Raw genomic sequence first — 23,484 nt, 5'->3', positions numbered from 1 at the left:
TGGTATCTAAACGAACCGTAGTCCGTTCAAATCTTTTATCGAGCTATTTGTCATAGCTTCTGGTTCTCTTTTATAGTTGCTGCTTTCACGAGAATTGACTACCCGCTACTCGCCCACAACTTTGGTTACAAGCACTAAGGCTTGTTTCCGTCTGGTGCTTTCATTTCGTTACGTTGTTTAATTTACAAGGTACACGCCGTTTCCGGCGGAACATTGCTATTATAACAAACTGTCTTTCGCTTGTCAAGAACTTTTTTCAAGTTTTTTCGAAGCTTTCGGACGGATCCGTTTGTTATCAGCAACTTTTAAAAGATATCACATTCGCATTGGTTTGTCAAGAAGTTTTTTGAACCGCTTTTCAAACTTACGTCGGTCACTGCGAGGTTTCGCCTCAGCAGCAACTTTGGTAGGATATCACATCCGACTCATCCTGTCAAGACTTTTCTTTCGTGACTCGACCGTCCGTCTTGAAACTCTTGCCAGTTTTTGCCGTGCTGTTCGAAACAGCTTGCTTAGGATACCAGAGACAGTCGGAAATGTCAATAGGTTTTTTCACTTTTTTGGATATCAGCTATTGGTTTTTCTTATGACATTTTCTCTTGCATTCTGCTTTGCCAATAAAGGCGCTCTTTTCACCGCCGCCGTGCCGTGCTATACTATAAATATTGTATCCGCACAACCACAGTATTGCCCAACGCAGGAGGGATCATTCTGAAAATTCGCCATTTGGCCGCTTCTTTCGGGCGGCTGGATCATCAAACGCTGGACCTGGAGGACGGTCTGAACATTCTCCAGGCGCCCAACGAAACCGGCAAATCCACCTGGTGTGCTTTTCTGGCCGCCATGTTCTACGGCGTCAACAGCCGGGAGCGGGACCGTGCCGGCTTCATCGCTGATAAAAACCGATACGCTCCCTGGTCCGGCAGCCCCATGCGGGGCCGTCTGGACTGTCAGGCCAGTAGCCGGGAGCTGACGCTGCTGCGGGATACCCGGCGGGCGGGCGCCCCTATGGCCAGTTTCAAGGCCGTCTATACCGGCACCGACGACGAGGTCCCCAGCCTCACCGGAACCGCCTGCGGCGAGACGCTGCTGGGCGTCCCCCGGGAGGTCTTCGAGCGCAGCGCCTTTATCCGGCAGGCCGGATTGGGTGTCACCGCCGACAAGGAGCTGGAGCGGCGCATCGCCGCCCTCATCACCTCCGGCGATGAGGAGATCTCCTACACAGAGGCCGCCGCCGCATTGAAAAAGCAGCTGAACCGCCGCCAGTCCAACCAGCGGACCGGCCAGATCCCCGCCGCCCAGACGGAGCTGGCGGAGGTGCGCCGCCAGATGGACGAGCTGGAGCGGCAGCGGCAGGAACTGGACGGGCTGCGCCGCCAGGAGGAGTCCCTACAGTCCCAGGAGGCCAGCCTGAAGGAGAAGTTGGAACAGTGGCAGCGGTATCACGCTGGAGAGCGCCGCCGTCAGCTGGAAGAGCTTCGCCGGGATGCGGAACAGGCGGAGCAGAGCGCCGCCGCCCTGCGGGAGCAGCTGAAAGCGGACCATGTGCCGGAAAACGACGCCATCGCCCGGCTCCGGGGCGCCATCGTGAACCTGGAAACCACCCGGAAAAGCGTCCTCAAGGCGCGGGATACCCGGGACGAGGCCCTGAAACAGCGGCTGCGGGCGGAATCCGCCGTCAATGAAAGCCCCTTTGCCGGACAGACGCCGGAGAGCGCCCGGAAAGCGTCGTCCGAGCTTCCCAAAAATGTGCGCTGGAACATTTGGCCCGGCCTGCTGACGGTGATCTTCGGCTTCTCCGCCTCCTTCGCCGCTTTTTGGGCAGTGCTCACTTATACGAATAACCAGCTTTTCAGCGCCATTCTGCTGGCGGCGCTGCTCCTTGCCTTCGCCGGCATCGCAGTGGTGCTGCGAAAGCGAGCCGTCCGCGCCGCTCAGAACGCCGCCCTGCGGAAGCGCTTCGGCACCGCCGATCCGGCGGAGATCGCCGCGCTGGCGGATACCTATTGTCAATTATATGCGGCCCAGGAGGCGGCCCAGGCGGACGCGGCCCGGAAGTCCGCCGCCGCGGACGCTCTGTACGCCACTCTGAACTCCAACGAACAGGCCATCCTGCTGGAAGTCCGCCGCTTCGCCCCCGCCGCCTTTGACATCCCCACCGCCGACCAGCTCCTGCGGGAGGCCGCTGTCCGCCGGAAAGCCCTGGCCGACGCGGAAGCCCGGGCCAGAGCCGCCGCCCTCCGCTGTGAGCTGCTGACCCGGCAGGAGGCGTTCCCCCAGGACGCCGGCGGCGATGCGCCGCCGGAGGAGAGCGAGGAGGAACTCACCGCCGCCCTGGAATCCCTTACCTCCCGGCGCTCCGCTCTCCGGAGCCAGGCGGACCGCCTCACCGGACAGATCGCCGCCACCGGCGATCCCACGGCGCTGTCCGCCCAGGCGGAGGAGTTGGAGGCCCGCGTCCGCGCCCTCACCGGCGAGTATGACGCCCTGGCATTGGCCCTGGAGGCGCTGGACAGCGCCAACACCGCCATCCAGAACCGGTTCTCTCCGGCGTTGGGCCGCCGGGCCGCGGAGATCTTCTCCCGACTCACCGACGGCCGGTATACCGGCGTGACCCTGGACCGCAGCTTCCATCTGTCCGCCGAGCCCGCTGGGGATCCCGTCTCCCGGGACGCCCAGCTTCTCAGCGCCGGTGCCGCGGACCAGCTGTATCTGGCGGTGCGGCTGGCCATCTGCCAGCTGGTGCTGCCGCCGGAGAAGAACCTCCCCATCATTCTGGACGACGCCCTGGCCAGCTTTGACGACACCCGCTGCGCCGCCGCCCTCCGCTGGCTGCGGGAGGAGGCGGAGCACCGGCAGATCCTCCTGTTCACCTGCCACAGCCGGGAGGCGGAATTCTTCCGGCAGGACCCGGCTGTCAAAATCCAGGTGTTGACGGCCCCCGGTCAGCAGGTATAATATGAGAGGGGCGCCCATCCCGGCGTTTCAAACCTGTAAATACCGCCATCACGGCGAGAAGAAGGAGTTATTCCCAATGAGCGAATGCACTCACGACTGCTCCACCTGCGGCGAGAGCTGCGGGTCCCGTCAGGAGCCCCAGTCCCTGCTGAAGGAGCACAATCCCAATGCCCATGTGGGCAAGGTCTACGGCATCGTATCCGGCAAGGGCGGCGTCGGCAAGTCCATGGTCACCAGCCAGCTGGCCGTCACCATGCGCCGCCGGGGCCACTCCGTGGGCGTTCTGGACGCCGACGTCACCGGTCCCTCCATCCCCAAGGTCTTCGGCGTCCGGGGCCCGGCCACCGGCACGGAGGATGCCCTGAATCCCTGCCTGTCCTCCACCGGCATTGAGGTCATGTCCGTCAATCTGCTGCTGGAGAACGAAACGGACCCGGTGGTCTGGCGCGGTCCCGTCATCTCCGGCGTGGTCCAGCAGTTCTGGACCGACGTCCTGTGGAACTGCGACTATCTGTTCGTGGACATGCCTCCCGGCACCGGCGACGTGTCCCTCAGCGTGTTCCAGTCCATCCCCCTGGACGGCATCATCATCGTGGCCTCTCCCCAGGAGCTGGTGAGCATGGTGGTGGAAAAGGCCGTCAAGATGGCGGAGATGATGGACATTCCCATCGTAGGCATCGTGGAGAACATGAGCTATATCACCTGCCCGGACTGCGGCAAAAAGCTCTATCTGTTCGGCGAGGGCAAGACCCGGGAGGCCGCCGCGCGGCACTGCCTGCCGCTGCTGGCCCAGATGCCCATCGATCCCAAGCTGGCGGAGCTGTCCGACGCCGGCCGCATCGAGGACTTCCAGGGCGACTGGCTGGCCTCCGCAGCCGATGTTCTCGAGAGCAAATAACGACCCGCTGTCCGCGCCGTTTTTCAACGGCGCGGACAATTTTTTCTGTTTTTGTCCACCCTGCACAAAATATCGCAGCGGAAGATGGGGCGAAAAATCTCTTTTTATAGGGAAAAAACAGTTGCAAAATTTGCCGTGATTCGAGATAATAAGACGAACGCTCTGTTTTCCCGGAACGGGGAAATATGAAATGGAAATGGGAAACATAAATAAAGAAACATTGAGGGGGAACTGCTTATGCAGGAGCTGAAGGAACGCATCGTCAAGGAGGGCAAGGTCCTGCCCGGCAATATCATCAAGGTGGACGGCTTCCTGAACCACCGCATCGACACGGAGCTGATGGACCACATTGCTGAGGAGTTCGGCCGTCATTTCAACATGGATGAGGTCAGCCTGATCCTCACCGCCGAGGCCTCCGGCATCGCTCTGGCGGCCATCGTGGCCAACCACTTCCACAAGCCCATGATCTTCGCCAAGAAGGCCAAGAGCGACAACATCGAGGGCGGCCTGTATCAGAGCGACATCTTCTCCTACACTTATAAGAAGAAGGTGACCCTGCTGGTCTCCAAGGAGTGGATCAGCGCCGACGACAAGGTCCTGATCGTGGACGACTTCATGGCCAACGGCGAGGCCATGCGGGGCCTGTGCGACATCGTCACCGCCGCCGGCGCCGAGCTGGTGGGCATCGGCTGCGCCGTGGAGAAGGGTTTCCAGGGCGGCGGCGACCGTCTGCGGGCCGCGGGCGTCAACCTGAAGTCCCTGGCCATCATTGAGAGCGCCGAACCCGGCAACATCGTCTTCCGGGACGACGACTGATACTGTTTTCCGAGGAATCGGGATCCTCTGTCCCGGCCTTCGGGGCGTCTCCATCCGGAGAAGAACCTGAATAGAAAGGATGAGTTTATGTCCCATCAAACCGTTATCGTGCTGGATTTCGGCGGCCAGTACAATCAGCTCATCGCGCGCCGAGTCCGTGAGTGCGGCGTCTACTGCGAGGTCAAGCCCTACACCACCTCTCTGGACGCCATCCGGGCCATCGATCCCATCGGCATCATCTTCACCGGCGGTCCCAACAGCGTCTACGAGGAGACCTCTCCCCATGTGGACCCCGCCATTTTTGAACTGGGCATCCCCATTCTGGGCATCTGCTACGGCTGCCAGCTCATCGCCCACAACCTGGGCGGCCGGGTAGTCCCCGCCTCCGACGCCTCCGCCCGGGAGTACGGCAAGACGGAGACCTTCTTTGACACCTCCTGCTCCCTGTTCAAGGGCCTGCCCGCTGAGGGCATCTCCTGGATGAGCCACGGCGACTATATGGAGAAGGTTCCCGACGGCTTCGCCCTGACGGCCCATTCCGACGCCTGCCCCAACGTGGCCATTGCCGACGAGGCGCGGAAGTTCTACGGCGTTCAGTTCCATCCCGAGGTGAACCACACCGAGAACGGCGTGAAGATGATCCGCAACTTCCTGTACGAGGCCTGCGGCGCCGTGGGCGACTGGACCATGGGCGACTACTGCAAGACCGCCATCGCCCAGACCCGTGAGAAGGTGGGCGACGGCAAGGTGCTGCTGGCCCTCAGCGGCGGCGTGGACTCCTCCGTGGCCGCCGCCCTGCTGGCAGAGGCCGTCGGCCGTCAGCTGACCTGCGTCTTCGTGGACCACGGTCTCATGCGGAAGGACGAGGGCGACGAAGTGGAGGCCGCCTTCAAGAAGTGGGACATCAACTTTGTCCGGGTGGACGCGGAGCAGCGGTTCCTGGACAAGCTGGCCGGCGTCACGGAGCCAGAGCGGAAGCGGAAGATCATCGGTGAGGAGTTCATTCGGGTCTTTGAGGACGAGGCCAAGAAGATCGGCAAGGTTGATTTCCTGGCCCAGGGCACCATCTATCCCGACGTCATCGAGTCCGGCCTGGGCAACGCCGCCACCATCAAGAGCCACCACAACGTGGGCGGCCTGCCGGACTTCGTGGACTTCAAGGAGATCATCGAGCCCCTGCGGATGCTGTTCAAGGACGAGGTCCGTCAGTTGGGCCGGGAACTGGGCCTGCCGGAGTATCTGGTGATGCGCCAGCCCTTCCCCGGTCCGGGTCTTGCCATCCGGTGCATCGGCGAGGTCACCAAGGAGAAGCTGGACACCCTGCGGGAAGCGGATTTCATCTTCCGGGACGAGATCGCCAAGGCCCATCTGGAGGGCACTATGAACCAGTACTTCGCGGTACTGACCAACATGCGCTCCGTGGGCGTCATGGGCGACGGCCGGACCTACGATTACACCCTGGCCCTGCGCTCCGTCACCACCACGGACTTCATGACCGCCGACTGGACCCGCATCCCCTACGAGGTGCTGGACAAGGTCTCTGTGCGCATCGTCAACGAGGTGAAGGGCATCAACCGCATCGTCTACGACATCACCAGCAAGCCCCCCGCGACTATCGAGTGGGAGTGAGTTTTTGAAACTCCGAACCCGTTGCGGCACAACGATTTTGCGGTTTTATATCTCTCTTTTGATAACGATTTGATAACGCTCCCCATAGGCCGTATCATTCTGTATCCCCAGTGGATTGCGGGTAAAGAATGTTCTTTTGCGGCTTATAAGTGAGGACAACCATATTAGAAAGCCCTTACCGATGGCAACGTCGGTAAGGGCTTTTGCTGTCTATTCATCAGTATCGGGGCTATCTTTGAGTGCATCCACCAGGAAATCACTCAATTCCTGTGAGGGAACTTTTGCCCACCGCAGGGTGGTGTCGTACTTGGGGTAGTTGTACCGCCAGCGGTCATAGTCCTCCCTGGTGATCTCCCCGGCCTCCAGCTTCTTGGCCTGCTCCGCCCAGGCGGACAGCATATCAAGCATATTGGCATAGGTCTTGCCTTTGGATTTGTCCAGACGCAGACAAACCTCGCCGTCAATCTCCCCAATAGTCAGCCCCCGAATATCCTCCAAAGCAAAGAGGGTGTGCATCAGGCCGATGTCGGTATCTATGTCAGGGACGGTCAGGGCATCAGGGGAAATATCAAAGAAGTCAGCCAGGGTCTTTGTCAGGTCGGCCTTGGGGGTGCGGCTCCCGGTTTCATACTGTGCCATACGCACATCGGCGGAGCGTTCCGGGAAACCCACCACCATGCCAAGATACTTCTGTGTGATGCCCTTCATGTTGCGGAAGAAACGAATACGTTCACCAATCGCCATAACTGCCAACTCCAATCTATGTAATGGGGACACTTGAAGTATAACAGATATGTTTAGACCAGTCAAGAGAAAAATAAATAAATTTGTTTATATTTTCTCGTTGGAAGGTCTTGACATAACGGAATAGAGTTAGTATAATAGGACTACGTTAAGCAAATAGCGTTAAATCAAAAGAAAGGAGGAATCCATATGGAGAACAGATTCATCCGGGCGGAAGAAGTTGCGGACGAGCTGGGTGTATCGAAGCCCTACGCCTATAAACTCATCCGGCAGCTCAACGAAGAATTGAAGGACAAGGGCTTCATCACCATCGCAGGGCGGGTCAACCGCCAGTATTTCAACGAACGGCTCTACGGGGCCAGAAAGGAAGGGAACTAAATGCCAGTCTTTAAGGACGAAGCAAGAGGAACATGGTACGTCATGGTGCGGTATCAGGACTGGACGGGGGAGCGCAAACAGAAGTGCAAGCGTGGCTTTGCCACCAAACGGGAGGCCCAGGAGTGGGAGCGCAGTTTCCAGATGCAGACCTCCGGCGACCTGGATATGACCTTTGAAGCCTTTACCGAGCTTTACACCAAGGATATGAAACCCCGGCTCAAGGAGAACACCTGGCTGACCAAGGAGAACATCATCCAGAAGAAAATTCTGCCCTACTTTGGCAAGCGGAAGATTAGCGAGATCACCACCAAGGACGTGATCGCATGGCAGAACGAGTTGCTGGCCTACCGGGACGAGAAGCGCAAGCCCTACTCGGCTACCTACCTCAAAACCCTGCACAACCAGCTTAGCGCCATCTTCAATCACGCTGTCCGCTTCTATGAGCTGCGCTCCAATCCCGCCGCCAAGGCTGGGAACATGGGGTCAGAGGAACGGAAGGAAATGCTGTTCTGGACGAAAGCGGAGTACCAGAAGTTTGCAGATGCCATGATGGACAAGCCCGTTTCCTACTACGCCTTTGAAATGCTCTACTGGTGTGGTATTCGGGAGGGGGAACTGCTGGCCCTGACCCCGGCAGACTTTGACTTTGAGGCCGGGACGGTGAAAATCAGCAAGTCCTATCAGCGGCTCCACGGCAAGGACGTCATTACCACGCCAAAGACGAAGAAAAGCAACCGCACCATTAAAATGCCCAACTTCCTCTGTGACGAGATGAAGGATTACCTGGGGATGCTCTACGGTATCAAGAAGAAGGAGCGCATTTTCACCATCACGAAAAGCTATCTCCACCATGAGATGGACAGAGGGGCGAAGTCGGCAGGGGTCAAGCGTATCAGAATCCACGACCTCCGGCATTCGCACATCTCACTTCTGATTGACATGGGCTTCTCCGCTGTGGCGATTGCTGACCGTGTGGGGCATGAGAGTATCGAGATCACCTATCGCTATGCCCACCTGTTTCCGTCCAAGCAGACGGAAATGGCAGACAAATTGGACTTTGAAAGGATGGGAGCGTAATGTCAGCTAAGAATTTGGACACTCACAACCGCTGGAGGAACAAGACCGTGGCCTTCCGGGTATCCCCGGAGGAAAACAAGCAGATTGACGCCGCTGTGCGGCTCTCTGGCCTGACGAAGCAGGACTACATCACCCGGCGGCTCTTAGACCGGGCCGTGGTGGTGCAGGGCAATCCCAGGGTCTACAAGGCCCTGCGTGACCAACTCGCCGCCGTCCTGGGGGAACTGCGGCGCATTGAGGCCGGGGGCGACGTGGGGGATGAACTTCTCGCCACCATTGACCTTATCTCAGTGACGCTGGGCGGCATGAAGGAGGATTGATAGATTGATGGATTCCAGAGAAACGAAAAGGACTGTCCCGGTTCCGTCTGTTGGCGCAGACGGGGAACAGCCCAATTCTCAAACAACTACCCAAAGTATAGCAGAGGAAACGGCTGAAAACAACCCCCAAGAGAAAGATTTAGAGGAAATGCTCCGGGATATGCGGCGCATGAACGACCCAGCCTACCTCCACACAGTTTCCATGAACGACCTTTACCAGAACATCTACCAGAGCAGACCGCCCGTAATAGACGGTCTGCTCTACCCTGGGACGTACCTCTTTGCGGGAGCGCCCAAGGTGGGCAAGTCGTTCCTGATGGCCCAGCTTGCCTACCATGTCAGCATGGGCCTCCCCCTGTGGGGCTACCCTGTCCACAAGGGGACTGTCCTCTATCTGGCGTTGGAGGACGACCACCGCCGCTTGCAGGGGCGGCTATACCGAATGTTCGGCACAGAGGGCACCGACAATCTGCTCTTTGCGGTCTACGCCAAACAGCTTGGCGTTGGCCTGGAGGAACAGCTAAAGAAGTTCGTCCGGGAACACCCGAACACCAAGCTGATTATCATTGACACCCTCCAGAAAATCCGGGAGGCTGGTGGGGATAAGTACAGCTACGCCAACGATTACGAGGTGGTGGGTAAGCTGAAACGCCTTGCCGATGATTGCGGCGTCTGCCTCCTGCTGGTACACCACACTCGAAAGCAACAGGCAGATGACAAATTCGATATGATCTCCGGCACCAACGGTCTGCTGGGAGCGGCGGACGGGGCCTTTCTTCTTCAAAAGGAGAAGCGGACAGACGGCAGCGCCGTTCTGGACGTGGCCGGGCGTGACCAGCAAGACCAGCGATTCTATCTTACCAGGGACAAGGAACGGCTGATATGGACGCTGGAGCGTACGGAAACGGAGGCATGGACAGAGCCGCCCGACCCGGTGCTGGAGGCCATAGCCGCCCTTGTGACGGCGGAGAAGCCGACCTGGGGTGGTACGGCCACCGAGCTGGTAGCGGCGCTCCAGACCGACATGAAGCCCAACGCCCTGGCGATGCGGCTAAACGTCCGGGCCGGGAAGCTGCTGATAGACTACCACATCCGCTATGAGAACAGCAGGAGCCACGCCGGGAGAAGTATCAGCCTGACGCTGGAACCGTCCCAGGCGTGACGACCGTGACGGCTGTGACGGCTTTTTTGAGAGTGGCGGCGGTGTCTGAAACATCGTCACGGTCGTCACGGCTGTCACGGGGAGCAGCAAAGTTTAGGCGGGGTGCAGGGTGCCCTTTTCAAAGGGCGGCCCTGCTGGGGGAGGCAACCGCAGTTGCCGGGGGCAAAGCCCCCACACCCCCTCGGAGAGCCCACGACACTTTGCAGACCGAAGGGATGAAAGTGTCATAGTGGGTTATTACACTTCCTGCAGGAAGTGCCTCCCCCGAACCCCCGTCCTCTTTCAACAACCCAACATCTGAAACAGGAGGATTTTTGCCTATGGCGAGAGGCGACGGTATTGACCGTACCAACGCAAGAAATATGAGGCTGACCGAAACCAAGATCGGTAACACCCAGCAGCACAACGAGCGTGAGAAGGATTCCTATGTCAATCAGGACATTGTACTGGAGCGGACGCCGCTCAATGTCCATTTCAAAACCCCGTCTGCCGGGTATCGGGAGATGTTTGCTCAAATGGAGGCCGACGGCGTGATCTCCACCCGTGGCATCAAGGAGGATGCCTTTCGATACGGTGAGTTGGTCTTTGATGTAAACTCCGCTTACTTCTACAATCACGGCGGGTATGACTTCGCAAAACAATTTTACACCGAAGCCTATAAAGCCGCAATCAAAATCGTGGGCGGAGAGCAGTATATTTTGTCGGCGGTCATGCACGCTGACGAGCGCAACCGGGCCATGTCCGAGGCGCTGGGGGAGGACGTGTACCACTACCACCTCCATGTGGTTTATATCCCGGTAGTGGAGAAGGAGATACGCTGGACAAAGCGGTGCAAGGACAAGTCCCTGGTGGGCAAGGTCAAGGAAACGATCATGCAGGTGAGCATGAGCAAGAAGTGGGCGTCCAAGCCCATTCTGGACGAAACTACCGGGGAGCCGTTACGCACAGCTAAGGGCAAACCCGTTCTACGAAAGTCGTACAGTGTCCTGCAAGATGATTTCTTTGAGCATATGCGCTCCGCTGGCTATGACGATGTAGAGCGTGGGGAACGTGGTAGTTCCGAAGAACATTTGACTGTTACGCAGTTCAAGACGGAGCGTGAGCAGGAACGGCTTGCACAGCTTCAAGAGGTGTCGGCGCTGGCCCAGGTTGAGGCCGACAAAAAGAATAAGGAGGCAGCATCAGCTGAGAAGAAAGCGGCCCAGGCCAGGGCTAAGCTGGACGATGTAGCGCCCTTGCTCAAGGGCATGGAGAAACTGGCGGCGGACTTCTCCGACGACCCGGAGCGGACGCTGCCGGAGGCGGGGCCGCTGGAATCGGCCAAGTCCTACCGGGAGAAAAAGGCCAAGCCCCTTTGGGAGAAGATCGTCAAGGTGCTGCGCTCCGTCTACCGGGCCTACTTCGACCTCAAGAGCAAGTTTGAGCGGTTGCAGAGCGCCTATGATCGTGAGGTCAGTAAGAACGGCTCCCTGTCAGCCAGGATTTATGAGGTTTGTGCCGAGAGGGACGGCTTGAAAGGGCAAGTCAGGGACTATGAGCGGGTCAGACGGGCCATTGGCCCGGAACAGGCGGACAGGATACTGGAGGCAGCTTACCAGCAGGAACAGGTCGAAAAGGAGCAGAAATGGGGTGCAAGGTCAAAAATAAGGGTAGGCGCACGATAATCACAAAAAATGGAGGTAATTTCATGGAAAAGTACATCTTTGACGAGGGCAACGGTCTGTGGTATGAGTTGCAGAGGGACTAACAATATTCGGGCGTGTGCGGCGGAAATCGTGGACACAGAAATTATTTGCGCATGAGGCCCCAAATCGGAGGGTGTCCCGGTGAATGCCCTCCTGATTTATTTGGGACAGCGGGTAAAAACTTCTTGCATTTTAGAGTGTGCTATGCTATACTGCTGTCATCCTGATTTGAGGAGTCTATTCAATATGCGGCAAGGTATTCTTAAATAAAACTATAATCAAATAGTGGGAACAAAGGATTATGATAGTCCCTTTTGTAGGGGCTTAGTTTTTTGTACCCAATTTAAGAATACTTTTGCCTTATCAATTTTGACATATCCCCAAAAACAGCACTCACAAACAGGTGTATGCTGTATATGTGTATGTCCGCAAATTATCATCCCCAGTGGTAAAAGTATTTTACTGCTGGGGATTTTTATGCCCTTCGGGGCAGTAAAGGGAGGACAATCACATGAAAATAATCAATATTGGAATTCTTGCCCATGTAGACGCTGGAAAGACGACCTTGACGGAGAGCCTGCTATATGCCAGCGGAGCCATTTCAGAACCGGGGAGCGTCGAAAAAGGGACAACGAGGACGGACACCATGTTTTTGGAGCGGCAGCGTGGGATTACCATTCAAGCGGCAGTCACTTCCTTCCAGTGGCACAGATGTAAAGTCAACATTGTGGATACGCCCGGCCACATGGATTTTTTGGCGGAGGTGTACCGCTCTTTGGCTGTTTTAGATGGGGCCATCTTGGTGATCTCCGCTAAAGATGGCGTGCAGGCCCAGACCCGTATTCTGTTCCATGCCCTGCGGAAAATGAACATTCCCACCGTTATCTTTATCAACAAGATCGACCAGGCTGGCGTTGATTTGCAGAGCGTGGTTCAGTCTGTTCGGGATAAGCTCTCCGCCGATATTATCATCAAGCAGACGGTGTCGCTGTCCCCGGAAATAGTCCTGGAGGAAAATACCGACATAGAAGCATGGGATGCGGTCATCGAAAATAACGATAAATTATTGGAAAAGTATATCGCAGGAGAACCAATCAGCCGGGAAAAACTTGTGCGGGAGGAACAGCGGCGGGTTCAAGACGCCTCCCTGTTCCCGGTCTATTATGGCAGCGCCAAAAAGGGCCTTGGCATTCAACCGTTGATGGATGCGGTGACAGGGCTGTTCCAACCGATTGGGGAACAGGGGAGCGCCGCCCTATGCGGCAGCGTTTTCAAGGTGGAGTATACAGATTGCGGCCAGCGGCGTGTCTATCTACGGCTATACAGCGGAACGCTGCGCCTGCGGGATACGGTGGCCCTGGCCGGGAGAGAAAAGCTGAAAATCACAGAGATGCGTATTCCATCCAAAGGGGAAATTGTTCGGACAGACACCGCTTATCCGGGTGAAATTGTTATCCTTCCCAGCGACAGCATGAGGTTAAACGATGTATTAGGGGACCCAACCCGGCTCCCTCGTAAAAGGTGGCGTGAGGACCCCCTCCCCATGCTGCGGACGACGATTGCGCCGAAAACGGCAGCGCAAAGAGAACGGCTGCTGGACGCTCTTACGCAACTTGCGGATACTGACCCGCTTTTGCGCTGCGAGGTGGATTCCATCACCCATGAGATCATTCTTTCTTTTTTGGGCCGGGTGCAGTTGGAGGTTGTTTCCGCTTTGCTGTCGGAAAAATACAAGCTTGAAACAGTGGTAAAGGAACCCACCGTCATTTATATGGAGCGGCCGCTCAAAGCAGCCAGCCACACCATCCATATCGAGGTGCCGCCCAACCCGTTTTGGGCATCCATCGGACTGTCTGTTACACCACTCCCGCTTGGCTCCGGTGTACAATACGAGAGCCGGGTTTCGCTGGGATACTTGAACCAGAGTTTTCAAAACGCTGTCAGGGATGGTATCCGTTACGGGCTGGAGCAGGGCTTGTTCGGCTGGAACGTAACGGACTGTAAGATTTGCTTTGAATACGGGCTTTATTACAGTCCGGTCAGCACGCCGGCGGACTTCCGCTCATTGGCCCCGATTGTATTGGAACAGGCATTGAAGGAATCGGGGACGCAGCTGCTGGAACCTTATCTCTCCTTCATCCTCTATGCGCCCCAGGAATACCTTTCCAGGGCTTATCATGATGCACCGAAATACTGTGCCACCATCGAAACGGCCCAGGTAAAAAAGGATGAAGTTGTCTTTACTGGCGAGATTCCCGCCCGCTGTATACAGGCATACCGTACTGATCTGGCCTTTTACACCAACGGGCGGAGCGTATGCCTTACAGAGCTGAAAGGATATCAGGCCGCTGTCGGTCAGCCGGTCATCCAGCCCCGCCGTCCAAACAGCCGCCTGGACAAGGTGCGCTATATGTTCAGTAAGATTCCTTGATACGCCACAGCAAGGATGGTTATTGCATTTCCCTGCCTTTCGTGGTAAAATGTAGTTGTAAACCACCAGAGAAAACAACAACCCTGCTACCCCCCGTTATCACCACCGATAACAATTTGATAACAGCCCATCGTATAGGGCTGGATAATATGGACACATCAAATAATCAAAAAAATGAGGTATCAAATTTATGAAGCAAAATCCGTTAAATATGATGCCCAACAACGAGTGGGAGTGAAATTTTCTTAAATAATTTCAGAATATCCCGATTTATTCTGAAATTTGCGTCAATTCAGTTTAAAAAGTTTCCTAAAATTTAGCGGTTGGCTATGAGTGTTACTGTAAAAGTGGCATTCATAGCCAGCCATTTTTTATTTTATAAGGAGGCTTTGATATGCCAAAAGAGCCAATGAACACCGCCGCTTTACCCGAAGTCCCCAGACGGCGCAGACGGATTGATTCTCAAGTTTCAAAAGGAAATATTTCGTATCAGGAGTTACTTGGAATCCATCTGCGTCAATGCCGCATCAAAAATCTTGCAACCGTTACGATTGACGGATACCGTACAGCCTCCCGCTATTTTCTCGATTTCGCAGGCAGCGACCTAATGTGCGGAGACATTACCCAAGACCTTATCAACGAATACTGTTTGCATCTCCAATCCGTTTACAAGCCTCAGACAGTCAACAGCTATATGTTCAAGGTTTCTCCTACGATTCTCTTTGGTATCGAACAAGGATATATCCCTCACAATATCCAGTTCACCCATGTTGTGGAACAAGAATCCATCAAAGAAATATACTCAGAAGAGGAACTGAACATCCTGCTCCAACGACCTAAGAATCCAGATTTCTGTGATTTCAGGGCTTGGGTCATCATCAATACATTCCTTGCCACAGGTATTCGTGCAAGTGAGCTTCGGGCATTACGAGTCCGGGATGTAAACTTAAATGCTGGATATATCACCCTAAACCAAACCAAAAATCGTGAAGCCCGTTTTATCCCCATTCCAACCACCCTACACATGATATTGGAAGAATGGTTACAAGTCCGAAATGCAGCAGGCGATGATTTTCTATTCTGCACCATCTTTGGAGAACAGTTGCAACGGACTGTTCTGCAATCCTTAGTCAAACGATATTCCCTTAAGCGAGGAGTCAAAAAATACGGTCTGCACCTGTATCGCCATACGTTTATTACTCTGTCCATCCGTAAAGGAATGTCACCAATCATGCTCAAGCGAATCACAGGACATAAATCGACCAAGATGCTGGAACACTACTACGCTTTCAATCCTACAGACCTTGTTAATATCGTGGATGACTTTAATCCTCTGGAGGACTTCAAGCCAAAGCAAAAGCTATACAAATAGCGTCGGGCCAGTTTGACTAAATCTTTAGCATAAATAACCGTGGCAAAAACTAGGCTGAGGGGAAATCAATCCTCTCAGCCCTTTTGCATATTTAGACCTCCGCAGACTCCGACATCATCTGGGCATCAGGAAAGAAAAAGTTGTCTGGAAATATGTAAATTCGGACTTTTTAAAAAGTGGCAAATACACATTGTTTTAATCGTAAAACGATGTTATTTTATTATTAGAAACATTTAGAGATACATACTTTAGGGGTGGTACTTTGGTGCGAAAGAATATCTTTGAATTACTTGCAGCAACGTTTGACATGGCGCAAGAGGTAAGTCGACTCGACGACATAATCAGAAAGCGGTTTTCGTTTATTCATTACGAATCACATAAATATACCCTCGAAAGATACGTTGATATATATTGCTTCTCTGATTGGAAAAGCAGAGGCCATTTTTTGGATTTGGCTGACTTCCTTAAAGCAACATCATATACCAAAATTCTCACATCAGCAAAGAAAAATCCCGAAGATTTTCTTACTTTTATTGAAATCGGATATAATCTTTATTGCATGGCAAACAAAAAATTCTTGCAATCTGATGATACATGGGAATACTTTGATGCATATGCGTTGTTCCATACGCAAGAGGCTCCCGCTGTCCCGGCGGGAGTCTCCTATCATATCCGACGAAGATCCTCACATCGAATCTGCCGTAGCATCTTGATTTTGGGGTCGATTTTGCGTATAACATTTATACTAAGATAACAGCCACCCAGAACAATTACCTTGTGTGATTTTTGATCATTTATCACCGCTGATAAGATTTTGATAAGCATCCATCGTACAGCTAAGACAATATGGGCAATCAAAATAATCAGAATAGCAGGCGCAATATCTTCTAAACAAAATTGTTTAAGATGCAAGTCCCTCCAACGAGGAGGAGTACACCAAGCGGGACAGCGCCAGCTTCCCTCAGCGCCGCTATCAGACGGTGGACGAGTACGGCCGCACCGCCGTCTTTCTGATCAGCCCCGCCAACGGCAGCGTCAGCGGTCAGGCCTTCATCTGCGACGGCGCCATGACCACTTCCTACTGATTGGCTCCGGCACTTCTCAGAGTCCCTTCCTATCTCATATCTGCTGCATATCTGAAAGATCCTCTGACGATACTCAGACGCAGACGCGCCAGCAGTCTGCAGGTATCAGAGAAAACGGTCTTGCTGATTTTGAAAATCGGCAAGGCCGTTTTCAATATCTGTTCTCCTGCGCTGGTTCTTCCTCACACAGAATGCGCTTCCGTTCGTCCAGGCCCTCCCGGAGAAGCTGCTCATCCATATGGAGCCAGCGGATGTCTGAGTCATCATCCGCAAAACCGCCATTGCCCCATTTTCCTCTTGCACTTTGGGCGCTCCGCGGTACAATTCCGTTAGGAGATCATCTCCTATCAGGAGACTGTCATGTATCAGTACAACGTCGGTCCCACCCTGACGCCCCTGTCCGGGGCCGCGGAGGAAATGGCGTGTGGGCTGCTTCTGCTGACCCCGGCCCCAACGACAGCCATCACATCCCACCGGACGGGAAGCATCCCTTCGGCTGCGATTACGGGGACCGCGCCGCCGTGGAGGACACCGCCCGGGAGGTCCGTTCGCTGCGCCGGAGGGGCGTCCGGGTGGCGGCGGTCTTCATGGGAGAGGATCCGAGCGTCCCCGGTGCGGAAGAAATTTACGAAAAACCTGGTCCGCATCCGCAGTATGGGCCAGCTGGCCGGTGCGGCAGGCGCCCTGATCCGCCGGGAAATTCAGGAGCCCTCCGATTAAACGACAGGTGCAATGTGAATAAAATTCAGACAGGAGGAATTTTTGAATGTTAATATTTGGAAAGAAAACTACCGTTTTCAGGAAGCCAGACAAGGCGGGCTGGCAGGCCGCCAGGGAGACGCTGAAAACCGCCGGCATCCGGGGGATCCGGGCCGGACGGTACGATGTGGAACCGCCTGTCTGCGGCTGCGGCGCCAAGCTGGACCCCAGGAACTTCGGCGCAAAGGGACCCATCGACCGCAGCATGTATTTCATCGAAGTTCCGGCAGAGGAGGCGGGCCGTGCCCGGGCGCTGTTGGGCATATCCGACGCCGCCCCTCAATCATAAGACAACATCTTTCGCCGTTTGACATCAGTCATTATTTGCTTTTTCTAATGCCCTCTTTTTTTGCATATTTATTCATCTATATATGAAATTTTAAAGAGTTTTCCTCTCGACAAAAAATTTAAAAATAGTCTAAATTTAGTATTGCATTTTCAAAAAAACAGGCTATAATGCCCTTTTAGATTGTTCCGGTTGTTTTGCTGTGTGCAGCCGGGGCAAATAAAAAGGGAGGCATATCTATGGTCAGTTTTATAATCTGTCTGGCAATCCTGATCGGCGGTTACTTTACATACGGTAAAGTCGTCGACAACACATTTGGTCCGGATGACCGTGAGACTCCCGCTGTCCGCATCAACGACGGTATCGACTACGTCGTCATGCCCCAGTGGAAGCTGTTCCTGGTGCAGCTGCTGAACATTGCGGGCCTTGGCCCCATCTTCGGCGCTCTGACAGGTGCTCTGTGGGGACCCATCGTGTTCCTGTGGATCACCTTCGGCACCATCTTCGCCGGCGGCGTGCACGACTACTTTGCCGGCATGCTGTCTGAGCGCAACGACGGCGCTTCCGTCTCCGAGATCACCGGCATCTATCTGGGCAGCGGCATGAAGAACGTCATGCGTGTCTTCAGCGTAGTGCTGCTGGTCATGGTGGGCACCGTGTTTGCCGTGGGTCCCGCCGGTCTGATCCAGCTGCTGTTCACCAACGCCGGTTTCTCCAACGTCCTGTCCAACAAGCTGTTCTGGCTGGTCCTCATCCTGATCTACTACTTCATCGCCACCTTCATCTCCATCGACAAGATCATCGGCAAGATCTATCCCATCTTCGGTATCTGCCTGATCATCATGGCTGTGGGCGTCGGCTTTGGTGTGCTCACCAACCCCGAGTATGTGATCCCTGAGATCTGGGACAACTTCACCAACATGCATCCCAAGGGAACGCCCGTCTGGTCCTTCATGTTCATCACCGTGGCCTGCGGCGCCATTTCCGGTTTCCACGCCACGCAGTCTCCTCTGATGGCCCGCTGCATGAAGTCCGAGAAGCAGGGCCACATGGTGTTCTACGGCGCCATGGTCAGCGAGGGTGTCATTGCTCTGATCTGGGCTGCTGCCGGCTGCTCCATCTATGAGGGCGCCAAGCTGCTGGAGATGGGCGGCGGCTGCCCCGCCACCGTCTACGACATCTGCTCCAAGACGATGGGTTCCGTCGGTCTGGTGCTGGCCATGCTGGGCGTCATCGCCTGCCCCATCACCTCCGGCGACACCGCTTTCCGTTCTGCCCGTCTGACCCTGGCTGACTGGCTGAAGATCGACCAGAAGTCCTATGTCAACCGTCTGAAGCTCTGCATCCCCGTGCTGGGTGTCGGCGCCATCCTGGGCATCGGCAACGCGCTGGGCAAGATCGACTACAACGTGATCTGGCGTTACTTCAGCTGGACCAACCAGACCCTGGCCATGATCGTTCTGTGGGCTGCCAGCATGTATCTGTTCCAGCAGAAGAAGAACTACTGGGTCACCGCTGTGCCCGCCACCTTCATGAGTGCGGTCTCCATGACCTACTTCATCTGCGCTCCCGAGTGCCTGCACCTGAGCACTTCCATCGCTTATCCCGTGGGCCTCGTTCTGGCGGCTCTGTTCCTGGGCATCTTCCTGTACAGCACCAAGAAGCAGCCCAAGAGAGTTTAATGGCCGGAAGACCGGCGCACATTCCCTGCCCGATCCAATGAAAAAGGGGGACGCTGATACCGGCGTCCCCTTTTCCAACCGTTCACGAAGAAGAGGAGCTGTCCTATGATTTTGAAACCGCATCCCCTGTCTGACACGCTGCCGGCCGCCGAGCTGGAGGAGGACAAGAAGCGCTGCAAACGGTTCGGCCCCTGCGGGGTGGGATTCAAGGCGCTCTATCTCAACAGTTTCTTTCTGGACCGCCGGTACTACGTCCCTTTCACCTCTGTTCACCGGGTCTATAAACGTCTGGCCATGAGTAAGGGCGGCTTTACCGGCAAGGGCCTGTTTGCCACGATCCCCTATCTGGTAGTGGAATTTGACGATGGGAAAGAGAAGCAGTGCAATTTCAAATATGAAGAACAGGTGGACCAGCTCCTGACATATCTGGAAAAGGAGCACCCGGAGATCAAGCTGGTCAGCGCCGCCGCGGAAAAGCGTCTGGCGGAACGGGAGCGGAAGCTGGCCGCCCGGAGCAAGCCCGACATCTCCCCCCAGGCTCGGAAGAACATTCAGTCCCTCCAGGACGCAGCGGACTATCTGAACAAGAAACCGGAGCTGGCTCTGGAACTGAGCCAGTCCGCCCGGCGGAAACGCTCCTTCCTGCGCAGCAATCCCAGCTACCGCTGGGTGGCCCTGGTGATCACGCTGATGGGCGTGGCCGCTCTGGTGTACGGCATCTTCCTCTTTATCCGGCACGGCGGCTTCGCGGTGTACTTCACGCTGTTCGGTCTGGCAGCCATCTTCATGTTCTCCGGCGCCAGCGTCCTGCCCACCGCCCGGAACAACAGGGCCGCCGTCATGGACCGCGCCCGGAAGGCCCAGCAGGCCATGGAGGGGTACATCAGCTTCTACCATGACTTCCCCCTGCCCGCCCGGTATGCCCACCCCATCGTGCTGAAGCGGATGCAGCGGGCCATTGAGGACGGCCGTGCCGTCTGGCCCGCGGACGCGCTGGACGTGGTGAAACAGGACCTGAAAGCCCTGAATTCCAGCGTGGAGGTAGACCAGGAGGAGTACGACGAGGTGGTGGCCATCAAGGCCCTGTTCCTCAACGAGGATTACCAGTAAACGCAAAATACATGAAAAGACAGCCCGGACCGCGGTCCGGGCTGTCTTTTTCGGTTTGGATGGCCTTCCGCTCTCACAGTCTGGGGGCGTCCTCCGGCAGCAGGAACTCCGGCTCCCGCACCTGGAACCGGGGCGTGTGGATCAGATCCGCCTCGATGAAGTCCCGGACGTAGCCGATGAACTCCCGGACCAGCGTGGTCTGGAGGCGCTGGCTCCGCTCCCAGACCAGCACATATTCCGCCTGCTTCGGCGGCTGTGTAATGAGCTTGGAGACCACATGGGCGTTGGGCGTGTAGGTGGTCTGAGGAAAGATGCTGATACCCACGTTCTGTTCCGCCAGGGCCACGGCGTCCATATAGTTGGACATCTCGCACAGGATATCCGGCTCCGCGCCGATGCCGGCGAACCACTGGCGGATGGCCTCCACCCGGGATCTCCGCCGGGGGACGATAAGGGGCTGTCCCACCAGGCTGGAAAGGGGGATCTCCGTTCCCGGAAGCGCCGCCAGGGGATGGGCCCGGGAGATCATGGCCACCCAAGGCTCCCGTCCCACCACGAAGCCGTCCAGATGCTCCATGTCATAGGGCGCGGCGATGACCGCCAGATCCGCCAGTCCCCGGTGAAGCTGGTCCAGTACATCATCGCTGCTGCCGTTCCACAGCTCATAGCGCACCAGGGGGTATTCCTCCCGGAACCCGGCGATCCATCGGGCGGCCAGATAGGGCGCCCGGCCCTCCACCATACCCAGACAGATGGTGCCGGACAGTTCATTCCCCAGAGAGGACAGATCCCGCCGGGTCTTCTCCGCCATCTCCAGCATCTGAACGGACCGCTGGAGCAGCAGCCCGCCGGCGTCCGTCAGCGTCAGCCGCCGCTTGCCCCGGATGAACAGCCGGACACCCAGCTCCTCCTCCAGCGCCCGGATCTGGTTGCTGAGGGGCGGCTGACTCATTTGCAGCTTTTCCGCCGCCCTGGTGAAGTTCAGTTCCTGGGCCACCGTTACAAAGTATTGAAGCGAACGAAAATCCATCCTCTCACCTTCCCTGCCTTTCGTTGATGCAGTGATTTTATTATATCAAAAACGTATGGTAAATGCAAATTTATATGTATTTTACATTTTGAAAAAAGAGGGGTATCATCATAACTGTCAAAGGGAACAGCAAGTTCCCAAACCAAAACGACAGGAGGCGAACAAAATGAAGAAGCTGGAGGCGTTCCTGAGCTCCTACTACCATCTGTTTGCATGAGCCCCATCGTTCCCGCGCAGAACTTCATCCGAGAGGAGGGTCACTTATGAAGAAGCTGGAGGCGTTCCTGAGTTCCTACTACCATCTGTTTGCATGAGCCCCATCGTTCCCGCGCAGAACTTCACCTGAGAGGAGGGTCACTTATGAAGAAGCTGGAGGCGTTCCTGAGCTCCTACTACCATCTGTTCGCCTGATATTGGAAACCGCACTCCAAATCAACAGAAAGGACAACAGAATATGGCAGAGCGAAACAGGTAGGCAGTGTCCGTTAGGGGATGCTGCCTGCCTTTTTGATGGCCTGCCACCGGTCCGGGGCGGCCAGATCTTTTACACGGCAGCCAATTCTGTTCGCTGGAATTGCCTATTATCCTACTATTTTTATGGTTGACAGATGGCCGGTCACCGCCTATAATGGGACCATCATACCAGAATGCGGCGAAAGAAAGAGCATCGGAGGCCCGCAGGGAGGTCCCGGACAAGCTTCGGGAGCTGCGGAAGCGGTACCACGGGCACAGCGTTCGTCTTCTATGAGGGAGTAGAAGATGGGCGTTTATTTTTATCATGGGAGAGATCCAAATGAAACGGAGAAAGTCTTTTCACATCACAGCGGCCATCTTTACCGGCCTGGTCCTGGGCATTCTGTTCGGTCTGTTCATGCCGGGGCGGTATGAATTTCTGCTTCCGGCGGTGGAGCTGGTCAGCAGTCTCTACATGAACGCCCTGCGGATGATGATCTATCCCCTGGTGTTCTGTTCTCTGATCGTGGGCATCCAGGGCATCGGCAGCGTGTCCGCCACCGGACGGGTGGGCGGTCAGGCCGTGCTGTACTTCACCGCCACCACCCTGTTCGCCAGCCTGCTGGGTCTGTTCCTGCCCAAGGCGCTGAATCTGGGCGCCGGGATCACCATTGAGATGGCGGAGGCCAATGTAGAGGCCACCCAGTTCACCAGCCTTATGGACACGGTGAAAAACCTGATCCCCTCCAACCCCATGGCCTCCTTTGCCAACGGCGACATGCTCCAGGTGCTGGTGTTCGCCATCATCGTGGGTATTGCCTGCCTGTCCTTGGGAGAAAAGGCGGCCCCCTTTGTCAGGGTGGCGGAGGCCGTCAACGACATCTCCGTGAAGATCGTCTCCGTGGTGATGTACTTCACTCCCATCGGCGTCTTCTGCTCCATCGCCGGGGTGATCTACGCCAACGGCACGGACACCGTCATTGCGGTAGGCGCGGTGCTGATCGCCCTGTATGTGACCATGTTCCTTTACATCCTCATCGTCTACGGCGGCATCGTGAAGCTCATCGGCAAGTGCGGCCTGCGCACCTTCTTCAGCACGGTGCTGCCCGCCGCCCTGAACGCCTTCGGCACCTGCTCCAGCTCCGCCACCCTGCCCATCAGCAAGCGCTGCGCCGACGAGCTGGGCGTACCCAATGAGATCTCCTCCCTGGCCCTGCCCCTGGGGGCCACCATCAACATGGACGCCGTCTCCGTGGTCATGTCCTTCATGATCGTCTTCTTCGCCAACGCCTGCGGCGTGGAGGTCAGCTTCAGCCTGCTGGCGGTGGTCCTGCTGAGCAACACCCTGCTGAGCATCGGCACTCCCGGCGTCCCCGGCGGCGCCATCGCCTCCTTCGCGGCCCTGGCCTCTATCGCCGGACTGCCCGCCGGCATCATGGGCGTCTACATCAGCGTCAACACCCTGTGCGACATGGGCGCCACCTGCTGCAACGTGCTGGGCGACCTGGCCTGCTCCGTGGCCATGAAGGAGACCGTCCGGCTGGACGCCCCAGCGGAGCCGCTCCGGCCCGCCGAAGCCGTACATTGATCACAGAGTTTGGAGGAATAA

17 protein-coding genes are annotated in these 23,484 nt (G+C 56.2%); 15 read left to right on the top strand and 2 right to left on the bottom strand.

Annotated features, from left to right (window positions below):
• The first annotated feature begins 726 nt into the window (after positions 1-726).
• The 4 genes from ACTNBU_RS04535 to guaA all read left to right on the top strand — a co-directional run bounded on the left by ACTNBU_RS04535 (position 727) and on the right by guaA (position 6,301).
• On the top strand, positions 727-2,958 hold the full coding sequence (locus ACTNBU_RS04535) for an ATP-binding protein (RefSeq protein WP_441031271.1): 2,232 nt from the start codon (positions 727-729) through the stop codon (positions 2,956-2,958).
• 76 nt (positions 2,959-3,034) lie between these two features.
• Entirely contained in the window at positions 3,035-3,856 is an 822-nt protein-coding gene (locus ACTNBU_RS04530) for a P-loop NTPase (protein WP_441031270.1), read from the top strand.
• Between the two features lie 237 nt (positions 3,857-4,093).
• Complete coding sequence (locus ACTNBU_RS04525) at positions 4,094-4,672, top strand: xanthine phosphoribosyltransferase (protein WP_441031268.1); 579 nt, start codon at positions 4,094-4,096, stop codon at positions 4,670-4,672.
• 87 nt (positions 4,673-4,759) lie between these two features.
• The gene (guaA, locus tag ACTNBU_RS04520; protein ID WP_441031266.1) at positions 4,760-6,301 is read left to right on the top strand and encodes a glutamine-hydrolyzing GMP synthase; all 1,542 of its coding nucleotides are present in this window, start codon (positions 4,760-4,762) and stop codon (positions 6,299-6,301) included.
• A gap of 210 nt (positions 6,302-6,511) precedes the next feature.
• On the opposite strand, the gene ACTNBU_RS04515 is transcribed toward guaA, so the two are convergent.
• The gene (locus ACTNBU_RS04515; RefSeq protein WP_019541686.1) at positions 6,512-7,045 is read right to left on the bottom strand and encodes a helix-turn-helix domain-containing protein; all 534 of its coding nucleotides are present in this window, start codon (positions 7,043-7,045) and stop codon (positions 6,512-6,514) included.
• 189 nt (positions 7,046-7,234) lie between these two features.
• Here ACTNBU_RS04515 and ACTNBU_RS04510 point away from each other — a divergent pair, with 189 nt between their 5' ends.
• From ACTNBU_RS04510 to ACTNBU_RS04465, 10 genes are all read left to right on the top strand, one after another.
• Positions 7,235-7,423, top strand: a complete 189-nt coding sequence (locus ACTNBU_RS04510) for a helix-turn-helix transcriptional regulator (protein WP_016412724.1) — start codon at positions 7,235-7,237, stop codon at positions 7,421-7,423.
• The gene (locus tag ACTNBU_RS04505) at positions 7,424-8,500 is read left to right on the top strand and encodes a site-specific integrase (protein ID WP_019541685.1); all 1,077 of its coding nucleotides are present in this window, start codon (positions 7,424-7,426) and stop codon (positions 8,498-8,500) included.
• The gene (locus ACTNBU_RS04500) at positions 8,500-8,820 is read left to right on the top strand and encodes a plasmid mobilization protein (protein ID WP_019541684.1); all 321 of its coding nucleotides are present in this window, start codon (positions 8,500-8,502) and stop codon (positions 8,818-8,820) included. Before ACTNBU_RS04505 ends, ACTNBU_RS04500 begins: the two co-directional genes overlap by 1 nt.
• Before the next feature lie 7 nt (positions 8,821-8,827).
• Positions 8,828-9,982 carry a helicase RepA family protein gene (locus ACTNBU_RS04495; protein ID WP_031583915.1) on the top strand — a complete coding sequence of 385 codons (1,155 nt, stop codon included), beginning with the start codon at positions 8,828-8,830 and terminating at the stop codon, positions 9,980-9,982.
• 320 nt (positions 9,983-10,302) lie between these two features.
• Positions 10,303-11,646, top strand: a complete 1,344-nt coding sequence (locus ACTNBU_RS04490; protein WP_036376036.1) for a plasmid recombination protein — start codon at positions 10,303-10,305, stop codon at positions 11,644-11,646.
• Positions 11,647-12,178: 532 nt separating this feature from the next.
• Positions 12,179-14,098: a tetracycline resistance ribosomal protection protein Tet(W) gene (tet(W), locus tag ACTNBU_RS04485; RefSeq protein WP_441031263.1), complete on the top strand. Its 1,920-nt coding sequence runs from the start codon at positions 12,179-12,181 to the stop codon at positions 14,096-14,098.
• Between the two features lie 394 nt (positions 14,099-14,492).
• Positions 14,493-15,470, top strand: a complete 978-nt coding sequence (locus ACTNBU_RS04480; protein WP_441031262.1) for a tyrosine-type recombinase/integrase — start codon at positions 14,493-14,495, stop codon at positions 15,468-15,470.
• A gap of 1,851 nt (positions 15,471-17,321) precedes the next feature.
• Positions 17,322-17,603, top strand: a complete 282-nt coding sequence (locus tag ACTNBU_RS04475; protein WP_441031260.1) for a hypothetical protein — start codon at positions 17,322-17,324, stop codon at positions 17,601-17,603.
• A 236-nt stretch (positions 17,604-17,839) separates the two neighbouring features.
• Positions 17,840-19,282 carry a carbon starvation CstA family protein gene (locus ACTNBU_RS04470; protein ID WP_441031258.1) on the top strand — a complete coding sequence of 481 codons (1,443 nt, stop codon included), beginning with the start codon at positions 17,840-17,842 and terminating at the stop codon, positions 19,280-19,282.
• Between the two features lie 105 nt (positions 19,283-19,387).
• Positions 19,388-20,392: an ATPase P gene (locus ACTNBU_RS04465; protein ID WP_441031256.1), complete on the top strand. Its 1,005-nt coding sequence runs from the start codon at positions 19,388-19,390 to the stop codon at positions 20,390-20,392.
• A 73-nt stretch (positions 20,393-20,465) separates the two neighbouring features.
• Here ACTNBU_RS04465 and ACTNBU_RS04460 read toward each other — a convergent pair whose 3' ends face one another.
• A complete protein-coding gene (locus ACTNBU_RS04460; protein ID WP_441031254.1) occupies positions 20,466-21,422 on the bottom strand; it encodes a LysR family transcriptional regulator in 957 nt (318 codons plus the stop codon).
• 793 nt (positions 21,423-22,215) lie between these two features.
• On the opposite strand from ACTNBU_RS04460, the gene ACTNBU_RS04455 reads away from it, so the two are divergent.
• A complete protein-coding gene (locus tag ACTNBU_RS04455; protein WP_441031253.1) occupies positions 22,216-23,463 on the top strand; it encodes a dicarboxylate/amino acid:cation symporter in 1,248 nt (415 codons plus the stop codon).
• The last annotated feature ends 21 nt before the right edge of the window (positions 23,464-23,484 follow it).

This window comes from Dysosmobacter sp. HCP28S3_G4 (assembly GCF_052065175.1).
Taxonomy (GTDB): Bacteria; Bacillota; Clostridia; order Oscillospirales; family Oscillospiraceae; genus Oscillibacter.
Note: the sequence above shows the minus strand (reverse complement) of the source record. Positions and strands in the feature narration are given on the sequence as shown.